Below are 21,851 nucleotides of genomic sequence, written 5' to 3'. Positions count from 1 at the left end.
TCGTGGCGGCCAATGTGGGCGCAAACGGGCGGGGGTGCAAGCGAAGGGTTTTAGCTTTCGGCGATATGCTGCCCGGCGGCGTGGGCACTGGACCACGCCCATTGGAAATTGAACCCGCCCAGCCAGCCTGTCACGTCCACGCATTCGCCGATGAAGTAAAGGCCGGGGACCGTTTTCGACATCATCGACTTGCTGTCGATCCCGTCGGTGGCGATGCCGCCAAGCGTGACTTCGGCGGTGCGGTAGCCCTCGGACCCGGCGGGCGTCAGCGTCCAGTCGGACAGGTGATCGGTCAAGGCGCGCAACGCCGTATCTGACTGGTCAGCAAGACGCCCGGACAGGTCGAACCGGTCTGCCCATTCGGTTGTCAGAAATTCGACCAACCGCGCTGGCAGGTGGCGCGCAAGCTCGGTCGAAAGCTGCCGCCGCCCCTCGGCCTGCCGTTGATCGCGGAGCGTGGTGAACAGGTCGTGCCCGGCAGTGAGGTCGACATGGATCACCTCGCCCTCGCGCCAGAAGGACGAGATTTGCAGAATTGCAGGTCCGGAAAGCCCACGATGGGTGAACAGCATCGCCTCGTCAAAACGCGCACGGTCTGTCCAGACGCGAACGGGCAGGGACACGCCGGACAGGGCCGCAAAACGGCCTTCGGGGAAGGTCAGTGGCACAAGGGCGGGGCGGGGGTCGATGACCTCGTGCCCGAACTGGCGGGCGATGTCATAGGCAAGACCGGTCGCGCCCATCTTCGGGATCGACTTGCCGCCGGTGGCAAGGACAATGTTTTTGCACGTCAACACGCCCGCAGCGGTGTGCAAGGCAAAGCCCGTGTCTGTTCGATCGACCGCCTGAACGGTGGTCGACAAACGCAACTCGGCCCCGGCGTCCTTCAGGTTTTGCACCAGCAGGTCGATGATTTGCGTCGACTTGCCGTCACAAAACAACTGCCCCAGCGTTTTCTCGTGCCACGCGATCCCCGCGCGCTCGATCATCTCGATGAAATCCCATTGGGTGTATCGCGCCAGCGCGGATTTGTGGAAATGCGGGTTCTGGCCGGTGAAATTCGCAGGCTCGGTATGCATATTGGTGAAATTACAGCGCCCACCGCCGGAGATGCGGATTTTCTCGCCGGGTTTTGCCGCGTGGTCGATGACCATAACGCGTTTGCCATGCGCAGCCGCGAAGGGCGCGCAGAAGAGGCCCGCCGCGCCCGCGCCAATGATGATAGTGTCCCAGTCCGTGTGCATGGGCTGCACCTAGCCGGTTGGGTGGGACAAGAAAAGGGGGATTACATCGAAAAGGACGTGCCACACCCGCAGGACGCCGACGCGTTCGGGTTATTCACTATGAACCGCGCGCCGATCAGCTCTTCGCTGAAATCTATGGTCGCGTTGGCCAGGAATGGCAGCGACACCTCGTCGACCACCACCTGTTCGCCGGACCCTTCCAGCACCAGATCGCCCTCGGCCGGGTCATCCAGCGAGATGTCATATTGAAACCCTGAACAGCCGCCGCCTTCGACGGCAACGCGCAGGGCCTTGCCTTGGGCACCAGCGCCAATCTCGGCCAGGCGGGCGAAGGCCCGGTCTGTAACGGTGGGGGGCAGAGTCAGGTCCATTGGAATTCCATTTCAAGTTCGCGCATAACGGAATATAGGGGGGCCATGCGGGCGCGACAAGACGCCCGGACGGTGTGCCTTGGTCGGGACAACCGGGCACATCTGCGGTGACAGGCAGAAAGGGGCAGGTATGCTCGCCAATTACGCAACCCATCCCGGTGGCAGCCGGGGTCGGCTTTATCGCGAGGACGAAAGCGCGTTTCGCGAGCCGTTTCAGCGGGATCGCGACCGGATCATTCATTCATCGGCCTTTCGCCGTCTGAAACACAAGACGCAGGTGTTTGTGGAGCACGAAGGCGATTATTTCCGCACGCGACTGACCCACTCGATCGAGGTGGCGCAGGTGGCGCGCACCATCGCGGGGGCATTGGGGCTGAACAGTCACCTGACCGAAGCCGTCGCGCTGGCTCATGACCTGGGCCATACGCCGTTCGGCCATACGGGCGAGGACGCGCTGGACGCGTTGATGGCCCCCTTTGGCGGGTTCGACCACAACGCGCAGGCGTTGAAGATCGTGACCTCGCTGGAACGGCACTATGCTGAATGGGACGGGTTGAACCTGACCTGGGAAACCCTTGAAGGCATTGCGAAACATAACGGACCCGTGGTGGGCGACCTGCCGCCCGCGCTGGCGGAATATAACGCGCGCCACGATCTGGAGCTGCACACCCATGCAAGCGCCGAAGCACAGGCCGCCGCGTTGGCCGATGATATCGCGTACAACAACCACGACCTGCATGACGGCTTGCGGGCGGGGCTGTTTGACATGGACGAGATCGCCGAATTGCCCATCATTGGCCCAGCGATTGCCGAGGTGGACGCGACCTATCCCGGTCTGGATGCGGGGCGGCGCCGGCACGAGGCGTTGCGCCGGGTGTTTGGCGTGATGGTCGAAGATGTGCTGACCACCTCGCAAGCGTTGTTGGCGGATGCGGCGCCGCAATCGGTCGAGGATGTGCGCGCGCTGGATCACGCGGTCATCCGGTTCTCGCCCGCGCTGTGGGCGGATCTGAAGGTTATTCGAGAATTTTTGTTCACCCGGATGTACCGCGCCCCATCGGTGGTTGCGATGCGCGCGCGTGTGACCCGGGTGGTGGAAGATCTGTTTGCCCATTACCGCGCTGTCCCGTCCGACCTGCCGGGTGAATGGCGGGCCGAGATCGAAGCGGCCACCAGTGACCGTCGCCTGGCGCGTTTGGTGGCGGATTATATCGCGGGAATGACGGATCGTTTCGCCTTGCAGGAACACAAACGGCTGGAGTTGGGCGGGTAGGGGGCCTGCCCCCTCGGGGCGTTGCCCCTCACCCCCGGGATATTTCGGGCCAGAAGAAACGGGCTGTTTCGCGCATCGGGTTGCTTGACCTTTGGGGCGGGGGTGCTAGGAGTGCGCCTGAGAGAAAAGGACCATATCCATGAACCTGTTTGCCGATATTCGCAGCCTTGTGATCGACGCGCTGAACGCGATGGTGGCCGAGGGTGCATTGCCCGAGGGGCTGAGCTTTGACAACGTGGCGGTCGAGCCGCCGCGCGATGCGGCCCATGGGGATATGGCCACCAATGCGGCGATGGTTCTGGCGAACCCCGCGAAGATGAAGCCGCGCGACATTGCCGAGATGTTGGCGGGCAAGCTGGCCACCGATGATCGGATTGACGTGGCCGAGGTAGCCGGGCCGGGGTTTTTGAACCTGCGGCTGGATGCGTCCGTCTGGGCGGGTCTGGTCGAGGGCATTTTAAGCGATGACAGATATGGCCGGTCGTCGATGGGGGCGGGGCAGAGGGTCAATGTGGAATATGTCTCGGCGAACCCCACCGGGCCTTTGCATGTGGGCCACACGCGCGGCGCGGTGTTTGGCGATGCGTTGGCCAGCCTGCTGGACTATGCCGGTCACCAGGTGACGCGTGAATATTATATCAACGATGGCGGGGCGCAGGTCGATGTGTTGGCCCGTTCGGTTTACCTGCGCTATCTGGAGGCGCATGGGCAGGACGTGGCGTTCGAGGACGGCACCTATCCCGGCGATTATCTGGTGCCTGTCGGGCAGGCGCTGAAGGACAAGGTGGGCGATGCCTATGTCGGCAAGGGCGAACAGTTCTGGCTGGCTGAAATTCGTGAGTTTGCGACAGGGAAGATGCTGGACCTGATCCGCGAGGATTTGGCGATGCTGGGTGTGAAGATGGATGTCTTCTTCTCGGAAAAATCGCTCTATGGCACGGGTCGGATTGAAGCTGCGTTGGCATTGCTGGAAGACAAGGGTCTGATCTATGAGGGTGTGCTGGAGCCACCCAAGGGGAAAAAGCCAGAAGATTGGGAACCGCGCGAGCAGACCTTGTTCAAGTCCACCGACCATGGCGACGATGTGGACCGCCCGGTGAAGAAATCGGACGGCAGCTGGACCTATTTTGCGCCCGACATCGCCTATCATTTCGACAAGATCGAACGTGGGTTTGACGCGCTGATCGACGTGTTCGGCGCCGATCATGGTGGCTATGTCAAGCGGATGAAGGCGGCGGTGTCGGCGCTGTCGGATGGGCGTGTGCCGTTGGATATCAAGCTGACGCAACTTGTGAAACTCTACAAGAAAGGCGAACCGTTCAAGATGTCGAAACGGGCGGGCACCTTTGTGACCCTGCGCGATGTCGTCGAGCAGGTGGGGCCGGACGTGACCCGGTTTGTCATGCTGACACGGAAGAACGACGCGCCCCTGGATTTCGATTTCGACAAGGTGTTGGAGCAGAGCCGCGACAACCCGGTGTTCTATGTGCAATACGCCCATGCCCGGGTGCGTTCGGTTTTGCGCAAGGCCGCGGATCAGGGGATCACCCTGACCGATACGCCCAAGATCGAGGACGAGGCCGAGATCGCGGTGGCCAAGAAACTGGCCGAATGGCCGCGCATGGTCGAGATCGCGGCGCGCACGCATGAGCCGCATCGCATCGCGTTTTATCTGTATGAACTGGCCTCGGACTTCCACGCGCTGTGGAACCGGGGCAATGACAAGCCGGAATTGCGCTTTCTTCAGGATGGCAAGAATGACTCATCAGCGGCGAAAATCGCCCTGCCGCGTGCCGTAGCCGTTGTCATTTCGTCAGGCTTGGGTATTTTGGGCGTCACTCCTGCCGAGGAAATGCGCTGATCACAAGGGCAGCTTCGGCGGGCAAGAGGTTGACGCAGTAACCGGACCGGGACGCAGAAAGAGCCATCAATGGCCGACGCGTCCGCAACCGGAGGTGAGGCATTATGGCAGAAGCACATTGGGGTCCCGGGGCCCGGCAGGCGACGTTCAGCAATCAGTATGATCACGGGTATCAGTCCGCGCATCGGACCGAGCCGCCTTTGGTCGCGCCCTCGCCGCAGTATGTGCATCCGGCGCATGGTGGACCACAGCCGCGGGATGCGCACCCTCTGCAAGCCCCTTCGGCTGCATATGACGGCCAGCATTGTCTTTATGATGCTCCGATGGCGGACATGACCGAAGACGCGCCTTTGCCCAGCTCTGGCCAAGGCGGGTTCAGCACAATGTTCAATTATGCCGGTGCAGCGCTGTCGCTGGCGCTGATCGTCGGGTTGGGTGTTTGGGGATACAAGCTGGCGGTGCGCGATGTGACCGGCATTCCGGTGGTGCGCGCGCTGGAAGGGCCGATGCGTGTGCAGCCGGACAACCCCGGCGGCCAATCCGCCGCGCATCAGGGCTTTGCCGTGAACAATGTTCAATCCGAAGGTCAAGCCGCGGCCCCCGCCGACCGATTGGTGTTGGCCCCTGCTCCTGAGGACCTTGCGGACGAGGATATGGCGACCGAGGTCGCAACGCGCGCGGACACGGCGCCGGGCGCGGAACTGCCGCTACACGAGGCCGCAGCCATCCTGCCGGATCGTGCGCCCGGGCAGGTTGACCCAGTGGCCGCAGCCCTTGCCATTGCAGAACAGATCGCAGCCGATGCTGCACCGCTTTCAGACGCGGGGTCTGAAGACACGGTGCTGGCCGCGTTGGATACCGCCACCGCCGATGCGCCGGACGTGACTGCCGTGAAAATCATCCCGGCATCGGTCCCCGGTGTCCGCCAGTCGCCGCGCCCCTTGGTCCGTCCGGCAGACCTGACGACCCGTGTTGTCGCAGCACCGCCGGCTCCGGCCCAGGTCGCGCAGGAAGTGGCCCCTGACCAGATCTCAGCGGGCACGCGGCTGGTCCAACTGGGCGCCTTTGACAGCGAAGACGTGGCCCGCGCCGAATGGGACCGTCTGGTGGCCCGGTTCGACGAGTATTTCACCGACAAGTCGCGCGTCGTTCAGAAAGCACAGTCGGGCGGCAAGACCTTCTATCGCCTGCGCGCTGTCGGGTTCGAGGATCTGGCCGATGCGCGCCGGTTCTGTTCGGTTCTGATGGCGTCCAAGGCGGCATGTATTCCGGTCGTGAACCGCTGACATGCAAGGGCAGGGCGCGTATATCTTCGGGTGCGAAGGGACGCAGCTTCTGCCCTCTGAGCGCGATTTTTTCGAACGCGTCCAGCCCTGGGGTTACATCCTGTTTGCCCGCAACGTGGACAACCCCGATCAGCTTCGGGCGCTGACGGCTGAACTGCGCGGCGCGGTCGGGCGTGACGTGCCCATCTTCATAGATCAGGAAGGCGGGCGGGTGGCGCGCATGGCGGGGCCGCATTGGCGCGAATGGTTGCCCGCCTTGGATCAGGTGGCATTGAACCGGCGCGATGCGCTGCGCACACTCTATCTGCGCTATCGCCTGATCGCGGACGAGCTTTTGGCGGTTGGCATCGACGGCAACTGCGCCCCGGTGGCGGATATTGCCAATGCCGACACGCATCCCATCCTGCGCAATCGCTGCTATGGCGAAGACGTGGTGCGCGTGGCGGAACGGGCGGGCATGGTGGCACAGGCGCTGCTGGAAGGGGGCGTATTGCCGGTGGTCAAGCACATTCCCGGTCAGGGCCGCGCCAATCTGGACAGTCACAAGGAGTTGCCCCGCGTCAAAACCAAGGCCAAGGAACTGGGTCGCACCGATTTCATGGCGTTCGAGCCTCTGGCCGGTCTGCCGCTTGGGATGACGGCGCATGTTGTCTATGACGATATCGACCCCGACCACCCGGCGACACAAAGCCCGGCCATCATCACGCTGATCCGCGAGCAGATCGGGTTCGGCGGGCTTCTGATGACGGACGATTTGTCGATGCAGGCGCTGGAGGGTCCGTTGACTCTCAGGGCGCGGCGATCGCTTCAGGCCGGATGCGACATGGTCCTGCATTGCAATGGCGTGCTGGAGCAGATGGAAGAGGTGGCCGAGGCCGCGGGGCCGTTGAAAGAGCAAGCCCTGGATCGCGCCAATACTGCGCTGGACTGGCGGCGCGCGCCCGATCCTGTTGACATTTCCGCGCTTGACGCAGAGTTTCAGAGCCTGATGACAGGTCAGGGGTCTGAACGGGCTGCGGATGAGCGAGACTGAGGAATTTGAAAGCGACGCGATGTCGGTGTCGGCGCGTCTGGCGGCCGAGGCGCTGATCGTCGATGTCGAGGGGTTCGAGGGTCCGCTTGACCTGCTTCTGACGCTCAGCCGCACGCAGAAGGTCGACCTGCGCAAGATCTCGGTCCTGGAACTGGCCGAACAGTATCTGGGCTTTGTCGAAAAAGCACGGCATCTGCGCATCGAACTGGCAGCGGATTATCTGGTGATGGCCGCGTGGCTCGCGTTTCTGAAGTCCCGCCTGTTGCTGCCGCCCGATCCGACCGAAGACGGCCCATCCGGCGAAGAACTGGCCGCGCATCTGGCGTTCCAGCTTGAGCGTTTGCAGGCGATGCGCGATGTGGCCGCAAAGCTGATGGCGCGCGATCAGTTGGGGCGCGATTTCTTTGCCCGCGGCATTCCCGAGGACGTGACGCGGGTGCGCCGCGTGACCTATACCGCCAATCTTCTGGACCTGATGCAGGGCTATGCCCGTATCCGCACCAAGGATGAGTTTCGCCCCTTTGTCATGGATCGCGATGCGGTGATGACGATGGAACAGGCGCTGGACCGGATGCGTGGCTTGATCGGATATGCGGGCGACTGGACCGACCTGACCTCGTATCTTCCCGAAGGCTGGGAAACGGATCCGGTGCGGCGGCGCTCTGCGACAGCGGCCAATTTTGCCGCCACGCTGGAACTGGCCAAGCGCGGGGCAATCGAACTGAGACAGGGCGAGATTTTCGCCCCCATCCAAATCCGCAGGAAACCGAATGACGGATGATGTGACGCGCGACAAAGCTGTTGCCCAGGACCTTGACGACAAACGGGACAATGACAGCCTGTTCGAAGCGCCGCCCATGGGCGAACAGGAACGCATGGTCGAAGCCATTCTGTTTGCGTCCGCCGAGCCGGTGACGGTGAAAGAGCTTGAGGGGCGGATGCCGCACGGTTCGGACGCCGCCGAGGCGTTGGTTTATCTGCGCAAGCGGTATGAAGGACGTGGGGTGTCGGTGGTCAAGGTGGGGGACGCGTGGGCTATTCGGACGGCGGCTGATCTGGGCTATCTGATGCAGAAAGAAACGGTCGAGACCCGCAAACTGTCGCGCGCCGCGATCGAGACTCTGGCCATCATCGCCTATCATCAGCCTGTCACCCGCGCCGAGATCGAGGAGATTCGCGGTGTCTCTGTCAGCCGTGGCACCATTGACCAGTTGATCGAGATGGAATGGATCCGCTTTGGGCGCCGCCGAATGACACCGGGCCGTCCGGTGACTTTTGTTGTGACGTCGGAGTTTCTGGATCATTTCGGATTGGAAAGCGCCCGCGATCTGCCGGGGTTGAAGGAGTTGCGGTCGGCAGGCCTGTTGGAAAGCCGCCCCCCGCCCGGCGCCATGCCCGGCCCCGAGACCGAAGACGAGGACGAAAGCCCCGAAGGTCAGTCCGAGTTGTTTGAAGACTAGGGATATCTGCCGTCAGGTTGGAAAACCGCCGTGAATTTGCCCGAAACTGCGGTTACTATCCGCCGAAAGGGCAGGAGAGTTGATATGAACCTTAACCAGATCATCAATATGATCGTTCGCCAGGTGACGCGCCGTTTGGTCAACAAGGGCGTGGATGCGGGAATCGACATGGCCTCGCGCCGTGGCAAGTCACGCGATGAGATGACCAATGAAGAACGCGCCCGCGCCGACAGCCAGTCGCGGCAGGGCAAGGATATGGCAAAACGCGCCCGCAAGGCACGCCGTGTAACGCGAAAGCTGTTTTGACCGGGGGCGGTTGGCCCGGCACTGTTGCGACCTTCGACGCGACGGAGGCAAGGGTGCTCAGGTGCGCGCTGCCTCGAAGGCGGACCAGGCCGCTTCGAACTTATCGAAATCGAACCCGTCTTGCCGCGCCGGATCGAGGACCAGCTTTTCGGTGTCCAGCAAGCGCCGGATCGCGGTCTGAAGCGCGGGAAGGACCTCGGGTGGAATGACCAGCGCGCCGTGGCGGTCGGCATGGACCAGATCGCCGTCGGCAATGGTCAACCCGAACACGGTGACCGGCTTTGCGATATCCCGCACATGCACGAACCCGTGGCTGGGACCGATAGACCCTGCGATCACAGGAAACCCATCCGGCAGATCGCCAAGATCGCGCATCACCCCATTGGTCAGCGCCCCTGACAGGCCGAAACCCTTGTGCACCGTGGTATTGATTTCGCCCCAATAGGCCCCGATGCAATGGGGGAAATCCACGTCCTCGATCACCGCAAGGGCAGGGCGCGGGCCTTCCGCCATATGACGGTAATAGTCCATGCGCCGCGCCTTGATCACTTCGGGCGCCTCAGACGGCGGGGCGACGGCGGCGATGCGCGCTGTACGGGCATAGCCCATGATGGCGGGGGCATCAGGGTGCGAGGCCAGCATCGTGCCACGGGTAAACCCATCAAAGCCGCGCTTGCCCTGTGCCACCTCGATGGCGTTGCACACGGTGGGGGTGTCGACCTGCTTCAGCAGGGTCAAAAGCGAATTATCCATTCAATCCTCCAGCCAGCGGGCAAGCGCCGCGTTGGTTTTGTCAGCTTGTTCCAGCGTGGGCAGATGCCCTGCGCCGTCGATGATCTCCAACCGCGCGTCGGGGATCAGGTCGGCCATCAGTTCATGGCGGGAAACCGGACACAAAGTGTCATCGCGTCCGCACAGCACCAGCGCCGGAAGCTGCGCCGCCCGCAAGGTTTCACTTTGATCGGGGCGGTCCATCAAGGCGCGCGACTGTGTCAGGAACACATGCGGCCCAAGGTCCAGCGCCATCTCCATGCACAGATCGAGAATTTCGGTGCGGTGGGGACCATCGCTGAGATAGTTGGGCTTCATTTCGTCGCGCATGACGCGGGCCAGTTCGCCCTCGCGCACCTTCTGCATCTGTGGCAAGCGCCGCGCCTTGACCGCGTCCGCCTCGGCCAACGGGTTGGTGTTCAGAAGGGCAATCCGGTCCACCCGGTCCGGGGCCTGACGCAACACCTCCATCGCGACGATGCCACCCATCGACAGGCCCGCCAGCGCAAAGCGTGGCGGCGCATCGGACAGCACGGCCTGTGCCAACCCCTTGATGCTGGCGTAGTCAGTCAGGGGCGCAGACACCACCATGCGCCGCCCCGAAAAAGCAGCAAACTGCGGCGCAAACAGCCGCGCATCGCACATCATTCCGGGAAGCAGCACAAGGGGCGTCATTTGACCAACGCCGCCCCCTCGGCCAAAGCCGACAGTTTGGCATAAGCAATGTCAGGGTCCACCGCGCCAAAGCCCGCAAAGGTGCCAAAGCCGCAATCGCTGCCCGCGATCACGCGATCTGCCGCGACAATATCGGTAAATCGCTGAATGCGTTGGGCGACAAGCTCGGGATGTTCAACGAAATTGGTCGTGGTATCGACCACACCGGGCACCAGAACCTTGTCTTCGGGAATATCCGCTTTGCGGTCGCGAAACGTCGTCCATTCATGCCCATGACGCGGGTTCGACGTTTCAAACAACACATAACGCGATTTCGTCGCCATTAAGGTGTCGAACATCTTGGCCATCGGAATATCGCAGCAATGCGGGCCTTCGTAATTGCCCCAGCAGATATGCACACGCACCTTGTCGGCAGGCACATCCGCCAGCGCGTGGTTCAATGCCTCGACATGCATGTTGGCGACCTTGATGAACGCGTCATCGCTGAGGTCGGTGAACAGCATGTGGCGTGACAGGGCCAGATCCGGGCAATCCAGTTGCAGATCCAACCCCGAGGCCACGATGGTCTCGTATTCCGCCTTCATCGCGTCGGCCAGTGCGGCCAGATACGCCTCGCGCGTTTTGTAGTAGTCGTTTTGCAGAAACAGCGAAATCACACCCGGGCTGGCGGCGTTCATGAACCCGCGTTCAGCCCCGTGCTCGGCCATCGCGGCCTTCAGGTTCGCGATGTCTTTTTCAAGCTCACCCTGGCCTTTTGATTTCACCTCACCCACACACATGGGGCGAGCGTATTGGGGCGTGCCGCCATCATCGGCAAGCCGTTTCAAAAAACCCGGAAACATCTTCAGGTCCGCTGGTGCATTGCGCGGGCTGTCGCCGTCAAACCCGGAATAGCGGTCCTTGACATAGGTGGCATAGCTGATCTTCGACGTCTCGCCGTCCGAGACGATGTCGATCCCAGCGTCCACCTGTTTGCGCACGGTGTCGGACACAGCCTGCGTCATGCAGGCGTCAAACTCTGCCGGATTATAGGGCGTGCCGTTTTCGCGGGCGAAGATGAAATCCACCACCGCCTGACTGCGGGGAAGAGAGCCCACATGGGTTGTCTTGATATGCGTCATATGGGCGCCTCCGGTTTGCTTACTTGCCGGTCCAGGTCAGGCCAGCGGGATCGTCCGTCGCGCGGACACGATAAAGGCTCGCCTCGCCCGTCATCGACGGTGCAAGCGCGTGGGATTCGCCCGGATTTATCAGGCAGGTGTCACCGGGGTTCAGCACAGTTTCGCCGCCATTATAGCGCAGCTTCCAATGACCGCGCATCGGCATCAGAACGGTGGGCTTGTCATGGCTGTGCATCTCGTCGGGGATCGAACCACGGGTCAGGAAATCAACCTCGAAACCCGGCCTGTCGCGCAAAAGACCGTCCTCGCCGATCACCTTCGCGGGTTTCTTGCCCGCCAGTGCCATCAAGTCCCAATACCGGGCCACATAATCCCGCACGACATTCTCAACCGGCACCTCGGGAAAGGCTTTCAGTTCCTCTTCCGTCAACAACGGCATGGGGTTCACACCGTCAGGCAGGCTTTGACCCTTTTTCGTGTCGTAAAGCGCGCCGTTGTCGCCCAGCACAAGCCCATGGTCCTTGGCGTCCTCAATCACTTGCGGGGCCCAGGTCACGCCACCACCTGCATCATCACCACCCAACACGGCCATGATCATGCCATAGTCGGTGCCGATGTTTTCAAACCCGCGGAAGATGCCCGTGGGGATGTTGAAGATATCGCCTTCCTCGGCCACGAATTCACCTGCGTCGCCATAGCGGCCCCAGAAGAACCGCCAGCGGCCCTTGAGGACGAAAAACACCTCGGCGGTGGTGTGGCTGTGCAGCGAGTTGCGGCATTTCGGCGGCTGGCCCGCCGCGCCGATATTGAAGCCGATCTGGTCGGTGATGTGCACGTGCTGATCAGAGCTTTCACTGACGCCGCCGCCGATGATGGTGAAGTTTTCTTTCTGGTCCGAGCCCGGCGTATGGGCGTCGATGAAGGCGGTTTTACAGGGTTGCAAATCGCCATAGCGAACGATGCGGTCTTGGATTGTGCTCATGTTATGTCTCCTTTGGTTTGGGTTTGAACGGCTCAAACCCAAACGCCGGGCGGATGATCGTTCAGCCGCCGCGCCCGCCGGGACGCGCAGAAGGTATGAAACCTGCGCGCGGCCTGACCCGCATCAAGATGAACCGCGCCGTTTGACACTTACAGCTCTCCGGTTTGCAACAGAATCTGTTTCCAGATCGCGGTTTCATCGAACAAGGTAAACTCGCGCCGCAAACCCCACGGCCCGAACTCGGCATGGCTCGCGCCCAGCACATAGACGTCGGCCCCGGTTGGCACGCCAAAGACGCCCCAACCGTCATGCTTGCCATATAGCGTCCAGCGCAGCGCGGCGCGGGGCGGCATCATCGGATCATCGCGCCCGATCTGGTGGTGGATGGTGAATGTGGCGTTCGGGAAGGACGCGCGCAGCCCCATCCAGAACCGGTCAACCGGCCCCCAACTGTGGCCCGTGGCGCCGCCGGGATATTCAGACTGCACCGCGCGGTCATACTCGGATTCAATCGCTGTCATGTCGGCATTCATGATCCGGGTCACAATATCAGCGTATTTCTGACCCCATTCATTGTCATTGCCGGTGCCCTTATAGGGGCCGGGCTGGTCATTGGCCGGGGTAAAGGGTTGCACGCAGTGTTCTGGTCCCCCTTCGCGCACGATCAGATCGCGGGCATAGTCCTTCGGCTCCCACCCCATCTGCCGCACAATGGCGCCCTGATCCCGGATCAGCCATTCATCGTTGATCTGGTTGTTGATCGCGTGGCAGTCCGCAATGATGCGATAGGCCAGCTTGTTCCCTGTCGCCTTGCCATAAACCCCGTCGCCCAGATGCGTCGCGGTCGAAAACAGCCGGTGCGAGGACAACATCCCCTCTTCCGGCGTGCCTGACCAAATCACGTCTTCGCCCAGCAGGGTGCGGTCGGGAAACTCTGCCAGCGTGGCCATGGTCGCCCCGATCACGTCCTGATTGCCCACCACGACCGAGGCTGGTGAGCGCACGACGATATCGGGCGCATAGTAATCATGCAGCGTGGCGATGCCGCGATCTTCCCAGATTTCCTTGGTGATACCGATGATGTAGTCTGGGAAATCCTTGAACTTGGGGTCAAAACCCTTCATTTGCTCCATCCTTCCGGGATACGGGCCGAGCCGCGCACGACAAGAGGCCCATCAATTTCAATTTTCTGCGGACCACGCCCGGTGCCGTCGATTTCGCCCAGCAAAAGGTCAACAGTTTCCGCCACCATGCGATTGGCGGGCTGGCGCACGGTTGTCAGGTCATAAGCTGGCCAGTCCGCAATCGGCACATCGTCATAGCCGATGACCGACACGTCGCCGGGCACCGACAGGCCAAGATCTGTCCGCAATACATCCAACACGGCAAATGCCATGTGATCATTGCAGACAAACACCGCGTCGGGCCGATCATCGACGGAAAACATCTGCCGTGCGGCCTCGGCGGCGCGGTCAGAACGGAAATCCCCCACGGCGCGGCTGTGAAGCGAAACACCGGCCTCAGTTAGTCCGGCCCGGAACCCAGCCTCGCGGTCGCGCTGGGTCGACGCCCCTTCCCACCCCGCGATATAGCCGATTTTCTGGTGGCCACCCGCGATCAGGAACTCGGCAACCTTGCGCCCACCCGCGACGTTGTTCGATGCGACCGAGGACAGGTCCGGCCCGTCCTGAGACCGGTTGAACATGACGATCGGCACACCGGCCTTGCGGCAGCGTGCGGTCAGGTCCGACGACATGGCGACCGAGGCGGTGATGATCCCATCCACCTGATAATCCAGAATTTCATCGACGACGCTGTCGATGTTTTCCGACGCATTTGAGGCCATGAAAATCAGGATGTGATAGCCCTGTTCCTGCAATGCATTGGACAGTTTTTCCAATGCTTCGGGATAGAAGTGGTTTTCAAGATAGGCCACGACCAGGCCGATCATCCGGCTTTTGCCCGACACCATTGCCCGCGCCAGCGAATTGGGGCGATAGCCCAGCTCGTCCGCGGCTTTTTTGACCTTCTCAACCGTCCGCTTCGACGCCGACGCACCGGGGGTAAATACCCGGCTGACGGCGCTTTGGCTGACGCCTGCGCGTTCGGCGACTTGGGCTGAGGTCACTTTGCTCATTCCGCCGTCCACCCGCCGTCAATCATAAGGGCCGTACCGGTGACAAGGCTGGACGCGTCCGAGGCCAGGAATTGCACAGCCCCCATGATATCCTCGACCTCGCCCACGCGGCCCAGCTTGATCTTGTCCTCGATCCAGGCGCGCTTGTCGGGCTGGTCGAAGGTGGATCGCGTCAGGTCGGTCAGGATGAAGGTCGGGCAGATCGTGTTGACGCGGATCCCCGCCTTGCCCCATTCGATCGCCATCGACTTGGTGAAGCCTTCCACCGCATGTTTCGTGGCGCAATAGACGGCGCGGTCCAGCCCGCCCACATGGGCCATTTGCGACGATATGTTGATCAGGCTGCCGGGTTTTCCAGCCGCGACAAGCCCCTTCGCGACCGCTTGTGTCAGGAAGTATGCGCCTTTGATGTTCAGGTCCGAAACGGCATCAAAATCCTCTTCTGTCGTCTCGCTCGCCGGGCTGTGGCGCGCCAGACCGGCCGAATTCACCAGCACGTCGAACGGCCCGTTCGCGGCAATCGCGGCCTGCGTGCCCGCAATATCTGCCACATCCAAAGGCAATGCGCGGGCGGACATGCCCGCGGCTGTCATGTCACTGACCAAGGACTCCAACGCGTCGGCGCGGCGGGCCGCCAAGGTCACTTCAGCCCCCGCCTCGCCCAAAGCCGCCGCGCAGGCCAGACCGATGCCGGAACTGGCCCCGGCCACAAGCGCGCGCTTGCCATCCAATCGAAACGAAGGGGTTTTGGGCAGTTGGCTCATCCGCTCATTCCATCAGGTATGTTCAGGCGCCCCATGTGGCGCACTTTGTTGAACTCTCGCAGACGCGCAAACACGTCCACGCCCAATTGGTCATACGCGTCCAGCAAATCGACCAAAACCCAGTTCTCCCGGATCTTGCCGTTTTCGATGCGCCAGAAATCAAGGCTGCGCATGGTGATCTTCTTGCCCGCAGGCGCAATCCCCAGCCAGCCGCCATGGGTCACGGTCTGGATCATGTCGGGCCAACCGGTGACAGCGGCATAGTCGCCATCGCCGAAGAAGTGATAGTCGATTTCATCCACATATTGCCCGCGATCCGGCATGCCCGCCAGAAACGGAATCTGGTGCCAGTTGCGAAACCCACGAATACCGCGCCCGGTGCCGATGCCGGATGGTCCATACCAGCTCATCTTCTCGTGCCAGAACTTGTCCATTTCCATCACTTCGGGGCCGCCCTGGCTGGGGTGCCGTTTCAGATGCTCCAGCATGTCGATGATGTGTTGACGCGAGGCTGTGCTTTTTTCCATGTCATAGGGGCCGGCGACGATCCCGTCACAAGTGGCCGGTCCCGGCACATGCCATTCGCGCCCAAGCGATGGGGCAAGGGGCCAGGCATTGGCCTGCATCATGACTTCGGGAATATCCCACAGCGCCTGAAACTCGACAATCTTGTCGTCCTCGATGCGGAAGAACTCGTGAAACCGCATATGGACCTGATGGCCGGTGGGGGGGATGTCCAGCCACGGAGCTTCGAAAGTCCCGGTGTAGTAGCCGCCGCACCCGACCCATTCCGCGCCGTCCTCGTCCGGCCCGGCCATGACGATGTAGTCGCGCCGCTCCAGATCCGGCCAGGCGTCCAGCAGGTCGCGATAGGCGGTGTCATAGAACGCATCCGCCCCGATGCTGTCACCAAAGGGGAAACACAGGTGAAACACCGCGTCTGGTGCGGTCGCGTCTGACAACGCCTTGCGCACCGTCGCCTTGTCAAAATCATACATCGCCGCCCGCACAGGGGCGATCAGGGCCTTGTTCTTACTTTGAACGTCCATTTTCGTTGTCTCATGTGTTGGCGGAGTGTCGTGTCACAATCCCCGCTCGTTGTTGCTACTCTGCTGCGTCGCGATAGGGCGCGCCTTCGCCATAAGGCACATTCACACCGCCATAGCGGCGCACGCGGATGTTGCATTGTTCGGCGTGGCCGACGAAGCCTTCCAGCATGCACAGGCGCGATCCGTACTCGCCGATCATTGCGGCGGCCTGGTCTGTTGTGACCTTCTGATAGCTGTGCGTTTTCAGGTATTTACCAACCCACAGCCCGCCGGTGTAACGCCCCGCTTTCTTGGTCGGCAGCGTGTGGTTGGTGCCGATCACCTTGTCGCCATTGGCCACGTTGGTGCGCGGCCCAAGGAACAGCGCGCCATAGCAGGTCATGTTCTGAAGGAACCAATCGTCGCGGTCCGTCATCACCTGCACATGCTCGGACGCGATGTCATCGGCGACCGCCAGCATTTCGTCATAGGTGTCGCACAGGATGACCTCTCCATAATCTTCCCAACTGACACGCGCGGTACCGGCGGTGGGCAGGATTTGAAGAATGCGGTCGATTTCGGACAACGTGTCCTCGGCCAGCTTGCGGGAATTGGTCAAAAGCACGCAGGGGCTGTTATAGCCGTGCTCGGCCTGACCCAGCAGGTCGGTGGCACACAGTTCGGCGTCGGCGGCGGTCTCGTCGGCGATCACCATGGTCTCGGTCGGGCCAGCAAACAGGTCGATGCCGACGCGGCCGAAAAGCTGCCGCTTGGCTTCGGCCACGAAAGCGTTACCGGGGCCGACCAGCAGGTGCACGGGGTCGATGGTCTCGGTGCCGAGCGCCATCGCGCCCACGGCCTGAATGCCACCCAGAACATAGATTTCATCCGCGCCGCCCAGATGCATGGCGGCGATCACGGCAGGGTTCGGTTCGCCGTTGAAGGGCGGGGTGCAGGCGATGATGCGCGGCACGCCCGCAACCTTGGCGGTGGCCACCGACATATGCGCGCTTGCCACCATCGGGAACTTGCCGCCCGGCACATAGCAACCAACCGATTGCACCGGGATGTTCTTATGGCCAAGGATCACACCCGGCAGGGTTTCGACCTCGATGTCGAGCATGCTGTCACGCTGCGCCTGCGCGAAATTCGTGACCTGCGCCTGCGCGAACTTGATGTCGTCCAGCTCGCGCGGGCTGACCTTGGCGATCAGCGCGTCGATCTCGTCCAGCGTCAGGCGATAGCTGTCGCGGTCATAGCCGTCGAACTTCACCGCCAATGCGCGCACGGCGGCGTCGCCGCGGGTTTCAATGTCTTTCAACGTCGCCGCCACAACCGAGGCGGTCTTGGCATCATCCTCGGCGCGATCGGCTTCGGGTTTGCCGCGTTTCAGGTATTCGATTGTCATGTCACATCCTCGCTCGTTCGGGCCGGGGGGGCTGACGCTCGCCCCGGTCAAATGCTTCCCAGCCTTCGCCGTCAAACAGGTCCAAGCCCAGCTGCGCGGCCACATGGGCGAAATCCACATTCACCCAATTGTCGACGATCTTGCCGTCGACGACCTTCCAGAAATCCATATAGCGGATCTCGACCCGCTTGCCGGTGGGGGCGATACCCAGAAACTCACCCGAATGGGTGGCTTCCTGGCGACCGAAGGCGGCCGCCCATTCGCCCATGTAAAGCCGCGCTTCGTCGATACAGACCTTGTCCGAAAACGCCGCCTGAAACGGGCGCTGCCAGTTGTCCTGAAACTCTTTCAGACCGGTTTTCGTACCGCATCCCTGATTGCCCATCCAGCGGAACCCTTCGGCGAAAAACTCGCCGATATCACTGATGCGGTGGTCATTCAGACCGTCCACCATGGCTTCGATCACCCGGCGGGTATCGTCGGTTTTCGTCATATCCGTGTCACGGGTCAGGACCGCTTGCTCGGGACGGGAACCTTTCATTCTGTCTCTCCTGTCAAATACGTTGGGATTGTGTGGGGCGCGGACGCCCCATTAGGAAATCCCGCGGCATTCGGTTCAGGGCCGGATGGCTTGACCGCGCATTATGTCGGGCCCGGCTGCTCATCAGCCTTTCACCGCACCGGCGGTCAGGCCGCTGACGATCTGGCGTTGGAACACCATGACAAGGAAGAAGAGCGGCGCGGTGATCGACACTGCCGCTGCGACCGCAACGACCTGATCGGTGGTCGTCGTCTCGCGGCTGAACATCCCGGCAATGGCTGGCACCATGGTCTGGTTCTGCGCATCCAGCAGAAGCGAGGTGACAAGGAAGTCGTTATACCCCAACAGGAACGAGAACAGCCCCGTCGTGATGACCCCCGGCCACATCACCGGCATGATCACCCGGCGAAACGCCTGAAAGTGGTTGCAGCCATCCACACGTGCGGCTTCGTCCAGCTCGGCGGGGATGCTTTGAAAGAACGACCGCAGCATCCAGATCGTGAAGGGCTGGTTGATGGCGACAAGTACCGCGATGACGGCGAAGGGCTTACCGTAAAGCGTGGGGGCGTTTTCCCCAAGGATCGGGGCCAGCCACTCGGACGACGAAATGAACACAGGCAGATAGCCCGCGACCAGAACCGAGTGTGGCAATGCCCGGAACACCAGCGCGATGATCAGAATGGCGAAGGCAAGGCCAGATCCGGACCGCGCAAGACCATAGCCCGCCAGTGTACCAACAGTCAGCGATATGGTCACAACACCCGTGGTCACGATCATCGAGTTCTTGAAGTTGTTTGAAAAGCCCCGGTCGATCCAGACCGTTTTGTAATGCTCGGTCGTCAGGCCGATGATGTCGCGCCCCAAAGGTCCAAAGACCGGGTTCAGCGCGTCAAGAATGGCGGGCAGGATCGCAAAGAAGGTGACAAGGAACCCGATCGCCACAACCAGTGATCCGATCACCCAGCCGATCCATTTCTGCCCGGCAGGCGCATAGGCGGCCACCATCATCGGCAGGGTCCGGGTCATCAGGCGAGCCGTGATCCAGACCACCGCGATCCCCAAAAGTATATCAAGGATCGAAATGCCGTGGCCGGTATCCCGCGTATGCGGGCCAAACACGACGTTCAGCGCGTTGGACGAAAATGCATCGACCGGCGATTTGAAGCTCATAACCGCGATCCAGAAGATCGGGAAGGCGGCGACAAGACACCAAAGCGCCAGGAACGAGGCCGAGGTGAGTTTCAGCCCCAATGGCTGACGCAGAGCGCGAGACGACATCTTAGTGACCTCCTTTATGGTCTTGCCAGGTGCGGCGCAGAAGCGGGACCAGAAGTGCTGCAATCCCGATCATGGTCAGCATCGCCGAGGCAGACGCACGGCTGATCGACCGGTTCCCTGCCTGATCTGGCACAAGGAAGTCATAGGTGAGCCATTGCAAGCTGATGACATAGCCCTGGCTTGAGAAGCCGACGATTTCCTCGAAGACGCGATAGGCGTCCATCAGGTGGATCATCGAGATGAAGATGATCAGCGGCATCAGGTGCGGGATCACCACGTATTTCATGCGTTGCCAGCGGCTGGCCCCGTCGATCACCGCGCTTTCCAACGCGTCGCTGTTGACGGTCTGAAGCCCGGCATAGAACACGATGGCGGCAAAGGGCGCCACGTGCCAGACGCGATAAAGCATGATCAGAACCTCGATCGTCCAGGCCTGCGCAAACATCGAGACGTCGCGTTGCAGATACCATTCGATAAAGGCCGTCAGAATACCATCACCGCGGAACAACCAGTTGATGCTAAGCGCGCCAATGACCGGCGTGATGATAAACGGCAGAAGCGAAATGAAGATTACCGGCCCCTTGATGGCTTGCGAGGCGTTGTTGATCATCAATGCGATGCCCAGTCCAAAGACCACCACGAGCGGCAAGGTGAGCAGAGTGAATGTCAGCGTGAACCGCAACGCCTTCCAGAAATCAATCGACTGAAGGGCCATCAGACCGTTTGACTTGACGGCATCCCATGCCCGCTCCAGCTCCAGCACATTGCGATAGCTTTGCAGCCCGACGAATGTCGTGATCTCGACAATGTTGCCGTCTTCATCCAGTTGCGGCACAGATTTTTGCTCGGTCACACAAATCTGGTCCGGGAACCCGGGCGAACAGCTTTCAACCTCAACCGTCTCATAGATCGGTTGGGTGATATAAAAGCTCTGCTTCAGCACACTGGCCAGCGGGAACGCGATAAACAGGAGCATCATAATGACAGATGGCCCGACGAAGGCTGCAAAAGTCTTGAAATTCATGGCTCTGCCTTTCTCATGGTCCTGAAATTGCTGTCGGAAAGAAGGGGAGAGCCGAAACCCTCCCCCACTCGGGAGAGATTACTGCACCAAACCCGATTCCTTGGCGGCGGTGATATAAGCCGCTTCAATGTCGGCCAGCGTCGTGGCCGCATCTTTGGCACCATTCAGGTAATCAGAGATGCCGTTGCCCAAAACGGTGTGCATGATGCCCATCGGACCCGAACCGGGATATGGCGCTGCACCTTTCTGAGCGGTCTCATAGGCCCCTTTGGCAAGCCGACCGGCATCGAACCCGTCGATCAGCCAAACAGCGGCGTCATTGTTGGCCTTGACCATCTCGGTGTCCATGCCCTCCATTGCGACTTGGAACGCCGCTTCGGCTTCTTCGTCGGTCATGTTGGTGGCAAAGACCATTCCGTCCCACCACAGTGACGATGCCGGGCGCTCGGACCCCATCGGGGCGGCGGCCATCACGACCTTGCCCACGACCTGACTTTCGGCTTCGTCATCCATCGCGGCGGCACGGCTGGCCCACAGGTTTGCCATGGCGATCTTGCCCTGCTGGAATTGCTGCTGAACATAGGTCGAGTCGGACACCAGATATTCCGGGTCCATATATTCGGTCAGCGCCTTCATCACTTCCAGCGCGGCCACGCCTTTTTCATTGTTGATATTGGGCATGTTGCCGTCGGTAAAGAACTCGCCCCCTTCACCAAGAAAATTGTTGATGAATTCCTCGCCCAGGTTCCAACCGGTCTTGAACGTGCCGCCAATCGGATAGTCCACGACGCCCGCTTCCTTGATCTCGGCGGCGGCGTCCAGCATTTCGGCATAGGTCGTGGGAACGGCAATGCCAAGGTCATTCAGAATGTCCTCGCGATACATCAGGTGTTGCAGGTTCACCATCATTGCGATGGCATAGGTCTGGCCATCCACCTTGATCAGTTGATTGGGCTTCAGGTGCTGTCCATATTTGGCCACCAGATCATCCAGCGGGCGGATGGTGCCCGCATTCAACAGCGGCACCATGGTCGAGTTTGCCACGCCACCAATCTGATACAGGGCGGGTTTCGCCGCAAAGGCCTCCGGTTGCTTTTCACGGAACTCCTGATCCAGCGAAGCCTGGAAATTTCCGCATTCCGCCATCGCGTCCGTGACCGCTTTCCAGGCCTCAAACCCGGCGGACAGCGATTTCAAGGGTGTCGTGTTTTCATACGCACATGCGGCCCATGCGCCGGTTGCCATCACCGACAACGCGCCGGCCAATGCAAGTTTCTTGAACATCAAA

General features: G+C 61.3%; 22 protein-coding genes. 7 read left to right on the top strand and 15 right to left on the bottom strand.

Translation table 11 applies throughout. The features are described from left to right. Positions 1-50: 50 nt before the first annotated feature. Entirely contained in the window at positions 51-1,244 is a 1,194-nt protein-coding gene (locus MUY21_RS00260) for an NAD(P)/FAD-dependent oxidoreductase (protein ID WP_248408422.1), read from the bottom strand. Between the two features lie 41 nt (positions 1,245-1,285). After that, entirely contained in the window at positions 1,286-1,609 is a 324-nt protein-coding gene (locus tag MUY21_RS00255; protein WP_191285292.1) for an iron-sulfur cluster assembly accessory protein, read from the bottom strand. A gap of 136 nt (positions 1,610-1,745) precedes the next feature. Between MUY21_RS00255 and MUY21_RS00250 the strand changes: the two genes are divergently transcribed. The 7 genes from MUY21_RS00250 to MUY21_RS00220 all read left to right on the top strand — a co-directional run bounded on the left by MUY21_RS00250 (position 1,746) and on the right by MUY21_RS00220 (position 8,834). Continuing rightward, a complete protein-coding gene (locus MUY21_RS00250; protein WP_248408421.1) occupies positions 1,746-2,888 on the top strand; it encodes a deoxyguanosinetriphosphate triphosphohydrolase in 1,143 nt (380 codons plus the stop codon). Positions 2,889-3,027: 139 nt separating this feature from the next. Beyond that, positions 3,028-4,749: an arginine--tRNA ligase gene (argS, locus tag MUY21_RS00245; protein ID WP_248408420.1), complete on the top strand. Its 1,722-nt coding sequence runs from the start codon at positions 3,028-3,030 to the stop codon at positions 4,747-4,749. Between the two features lie 323 nt (positions 4,750-5,072). Next, entirely contained in the window at positions 5,073-6,035 is a 963-nt protein-coding gene (locus MUY21_RS00240; RefSeq protein WP_248408419.1) for an SPOR domain-containing protein, read from the top strand. 1 nt (position 6,036) lies between these two features. After that, complete coding sequence (locus MUY21_RS00235; protein WP_248408418.1) at positions 6,037-7,068, top strand: glycoside hydrolase family 3 N-terminal domain-containing protein; 1,032 nt, start codon at positions 6,037-6,039, stop codon at positions 7,066-7,068. Beyond that, positions 7,055-7,849: a ScpA family protein gene (locus tag MUY21_RS00230; RefSeq protein WP_191284756.1), complete on the top strand. Its 795-nt coding sequence runs from the start codon at positions 7,055-7,057 to the stop codon at positions 7,847-7,849. The genes MUY21_RS00235 and MUY21_RS00230 overlap by 14 nt, the downstream gene beginning before the upstream one ends. 76 nt (positions 7,850-7,925) lie before the next feature. After that, positions 7,926-8,528 (top strand): SMC-Scp complex subunit ScpB, encoded by a 603-nt coding sequence (gene scpB, locus MUY21_RS00225; RefSeq protein WP_248409161.1) that lies wholly within the window; start codon positions 7,926-7,928, stop codon positions 8,526-8,528. Between the two features lie 84 nt (positions 8,529-8,612). Then, positions 8,613-8,834 (top strand): hypothetical protein, encoded by a 222-nt coding sequence (locus tag MUY21_RS00220; protein ID WP_248408417.1) that lies wholly within the window; start codon positions 8,613-8,615, stop codon positions 8,832-8,834. A gap of 57 nt (positions 8,835-8,891) precedes the next feature. On the opposite strand, the gene MUY21_RS00215 is transcribed toward MUY21_RS00220, so the two are convergent. From MUY21_RS00215 to MUY21_RS00155, 13 genes are all read right to left on the bottom strand, one after another. Next, a complete protein-coding gene (locus MUY21_RS00215; RefSeq protein WP_248408416.1) occupies positions 8,892-9,587 on the bottom strand; it encodes an RraA family protein in 696 nt (231 codons plus the stop codon). Further along, positions 9,588-10,280: an alpha/beta hydrolase gene (locus MUY21_RS00210; RefSeq protein ID WP_248408415.1), complete on the bottom strand. Its 693-nt coding sequence runs from the start codon at positions 10,278-10,280 to the stop codon at positions 9,588-9,590. It abuts the gene before it with no gap. Further along, entirely contained in the window at positions 10,277-11,401 is a 1,125-nt protein-coding gene (locus tag MUY21_RS00205) for a cobalamin-independent methionine synthase II family protein (RefSeq protein WP_248408414.1), read from the bottom strand. Before MUY21_RS00205 ends, MUY21_RS00210 begins: the two co-directional genes overlap by 4 nt. Positions 11,402-11,420: 19 nt before the next feature. Further along, a complete protein-coding gene (locus MUY21_RS00200) occupies positions 11,421-12,383 on the bottom strand; it encodes a cupin domain-containing protein (protein ID WP_248408413.1) in 963 nt (320 codons plus the stop codon). Between the two features lie 149 nt (positions 12,384-12,532). Beyond that, on the bottom strand, positions 12,533-13,507 hold the full coding sequence (locus MUY21_RS00195) for an ester cyclase (protein WP_248408412.1): 975 nt from the start codon (positions 13,505-13,507) through the stop codon (positions 12,533-12,535). After that, entirely contained in the window at positions 13,504-14,520 is a 1,017-nt protein-coding gene (locus MUY21_RS00190) for a LacI family DNA-binding transcriptional regulator (RefSeq protein ID WP_248408411.1), read from the bottom strand. The genes MUY21_RS00195 and MUY21_RS00190 overlap by 4 nt, the downstream gene beginning before the upstream one ends. Further along, the gene (locus tag MUY21_RS00185; protein ID WP_248408410.1) at positions 14,517-15,284 is read right to left on the bottom strand and encodes an SDR family oxidoreductase; all 768 of its coding nucleotides are present in this window, start codon (positions 15,282-15,284) and stop codon (positions 14,517-14,519) included. The genes MUY21_RS00190 and MUY21_RS00185 overlap by 4 nt, the downstream gene beginning before the upstream one ends. Further along, a complete protein-coding gene (locus MUY21_RS00180) occupies positions 15,281-16,333 on the bottom strand; it encodes an ester cyclase (protein WP_248408409.1) in 1,053 nt (350 codons plus the stop codon). The genes MUY21_RS00185 and MUY21_RS00180 overlap by 4 nt, the downstream gene beginning before the upstream one ends. A gap of 55 nt (positions 16,334-16,388) precedes the next feature. After that, the gene (hisD, locus tag MUY21_RS00175; protein ID WP_248408408.1) at positions 16,389-17,720 is read right to left on the bottom strand and encodes a histidinol dehydrogenase; all 1,332 of its coding nucleotides are present in this window, start codon (positions 17,718-17,720) and stop codon (positions 16,389-16,391) included. Between the two features lies 1 nt (position 17,721). Continuing rightward, positions 17,722-18,261, bottom strand: a complete 540-nt coding sequence (locus MUY21_RS00170) for an ester cyclase (RefSeq protein WP_248408407.1) — start codon at positions 18,259-18,261, stop codon at positions 17,722-17,724. Positions 18,262-18,384: 123 nt separating this feature from the next. Further along, positions 18,385-19,539, bottom strand: a complete 1,155-nt coding sequence (locus MUY21_RS00165) for a carbohydrate ABC transporter permease (RefSeq protein WP_248408406.1) — start codon at positions 19,537-19,539, stop codon at positions 18,385-18,387. Between the two features lies 1 nt (position 19,540). After that, positions 19,541-20,563, bottom strand: coding sequence for a sugar ABC transporter permease (locus tag MUY21_RS00160; RefSeq protein ID WP_248408405.1), 1,023 nt, complete (start codon positions 20,561-20,563; stop codon positions 19,541-19,543). Positions 20,564-20,641: 78 nt separating this feature from the next. Beyond that, positions 20,642-21,847, bottom strand: a complete 1,206-nt coding sequence (locus MUY21_RS00155; protein WP_248408404.1) for an extracellular solute-binding protein — start codon at positions 21,845-21,847, stop codon at positions 20,642-20,644. Positions 21,848-21,851 lie beyond the last annotated feature (4 nt).

The organism is Aliiroseovarius sp. S2029 (genome assembly GCF_023195575.1).
Classification (GTDB): Bacteria; Pseudomonadota; Alphaproteobacteria; order Rhodobacterales; family Rhodobacteraceae; genus Aliiroseovarius; species Aliiroseovarius zhejiangensis.
The sequence above is the reverse complement of the archived record's forward strand: the minus strand, read 5'-3'. Positions and strand labels throughout refer to the sequence as shown.